General features: G+C 73.1%; 1 protein-coding gene. It reads left to right on the forward strand.

Features of this window, described 5'->3' with window-relative positions:
• Positions 1–1,772, forward strand: a 1,772-nt coding sequence (locus B7767_RS46030; RefSeq protein WP_256923778.1) for a beta-ketoacyl synthase N-terminal-like domain-containing protein, incomplete at both ends; no start/stop codon positions are given.

Genomic DNA, 1,772 nt, shown 5'->3' on the forward strand with positions numbered 1-1,772 from the left:
CGGGGCACCCGGAGCCCGAGCAGAACCGGATCCTCCTGGAATTCCTGCGCACGCACGTGGCCTCCGTGCTCGGGCACGGCTCGCCCGACGCGGTCGGGACCGCTCAGTCGTTCAAGGAGCTGGGCTTCGACTCGCTCAGCTCGGTGGAGCTGCGCAACACGCTCAACAAGGCGTCCGGGATGCGGCTCCCGTCCACCCTGCTGTTCGACTACCCGACGCTCGAGGTACTGGCCGGCTACATGCGCACCGAACTGGTGGGCAGCGAGCAGGCGGACGGCGGCACCCGGGCGGCCCGCCGTGCCGTCCGCAGGACACCGGCGAGGAACGGGGTGCCCGAGCCGATCGCGATCGTGGGCATGGGCTGCCGCTTCCCCGGCGACGCCGACACGCCCGAGAAACTGTGGCGACTGGTGGCGGACGGGCGTGACGCGGTGGGCGGGTTCCCGGACAACCGCGGCTGGGACGTGGAGGACCTCTACGACCCGGACCCGGACGTCCGCGGGAAGACCTACGCCCGTGAGGGCGGCTTCCTGTACGACGCCGACCGCTTCGACGCCGAGTTCTTCGGCATCAGCCCCCGCGAGGCCCTCGCGCTCGACCCCCAGCAGCGGCTCCTCCTGGAGACGGCCTGGGAGGCGTTCGAGAACGCGGGCATCCGGCCCGACACCCTGCGCTCCACCGCGACCGGCGTCTTCGCCGGCGTCGCCGCCCAGGAGTACGTCTCGCTGACGCACCACGGCGGCGAGCCCGTCGAGGGGTACCTGCTGACGGGTACGACGGCGAGCGTGGCCTCCGGGCGCATCGCCTACACGCTCGGCCTGGAGGGCCCGGCGGTCACCGTCGACACCGCGTGCTCGTCCTCACTGGTGGCCATGCACCTGGCCTGCCAGTCGCTGCGCAACGGCGAGTCCGACATGGCCCTGGCGGGCGGCGCCACCATCATGGCCAACCCCGGCATGTTCATGGAGTTCAGCCGGCAGCGCGGGCTGGCCCCGGACGGCCGGTGCAAGTCGTTCGCGGCGGGCGCCGACGGCACCGCCTGGGCGGAGGGCGCGGGCATGGTCCTGCTCGAACGGCTCTCCGACGCCGAGGCCAACGGACACACCGTCCTGGCCGTCATCCGCGGCTCCGCCGTCAACCAGGACGGCGCCAGCAACGGCCTGACCGCACCCAACGGCCCCTCCCAGCAGCGCGTCATCCAGTCCGCGCTGGCCGGGGCCGGCCTCACCCCGGACCAGGTCGACGCGGTCGAGGGCCACGGCACCGGCACCTCGCTGGGCGACCCGATCGAGGCGCAGGCCCTGCTGGCCACCTACGGGCAGAACCGTGAAGAGCCCCTGTGGCTCGGTTCCTTCAAGTCCAACATCGGTCACGCCCAGGCCGCCGCCGGTCTTGGCGGGGTCATCAAGATGGTCCAGGCCATGCGCCACGGCGTCCTGCCCAAGACGCTCCACGTCGACGAACCCAGCCCTCACATCGACTGGGAGTCCGGCAACGTACGGCTGCTGACCGAGGCCCGGCCCTGGCCCGAGACCGGCCACCCCCGCCGCGCCGCCGTCTCCTCCTTCGGCATCAGCGGCACCAACGCCCACCTCATCCTCGAAGCCCCGCCCGTGCGGCGGCCCGCGGCCGTCCGTCGGGAGCAGGGGGCCCCGCAGGGGACCGTCGTTCCCTGGATGCTGTCGGCCAAGACCGAGCAGGCGCTCCGCGACCAGGCCCGGCAGTTGCGCGAGCATCTCGCGCACGCCCCCGGGGCACGTCCTGACCAGGTC

The organism is Streptomyces sp. 13-12-16, from assembly GCF_002114215.1.
In the GTDB taxonomy this organism is placed as follows: Bacteria; Actinomycetota; Actinomycetes; order Streptomycetales; family Streptomycetaceae; genus Streptomyces.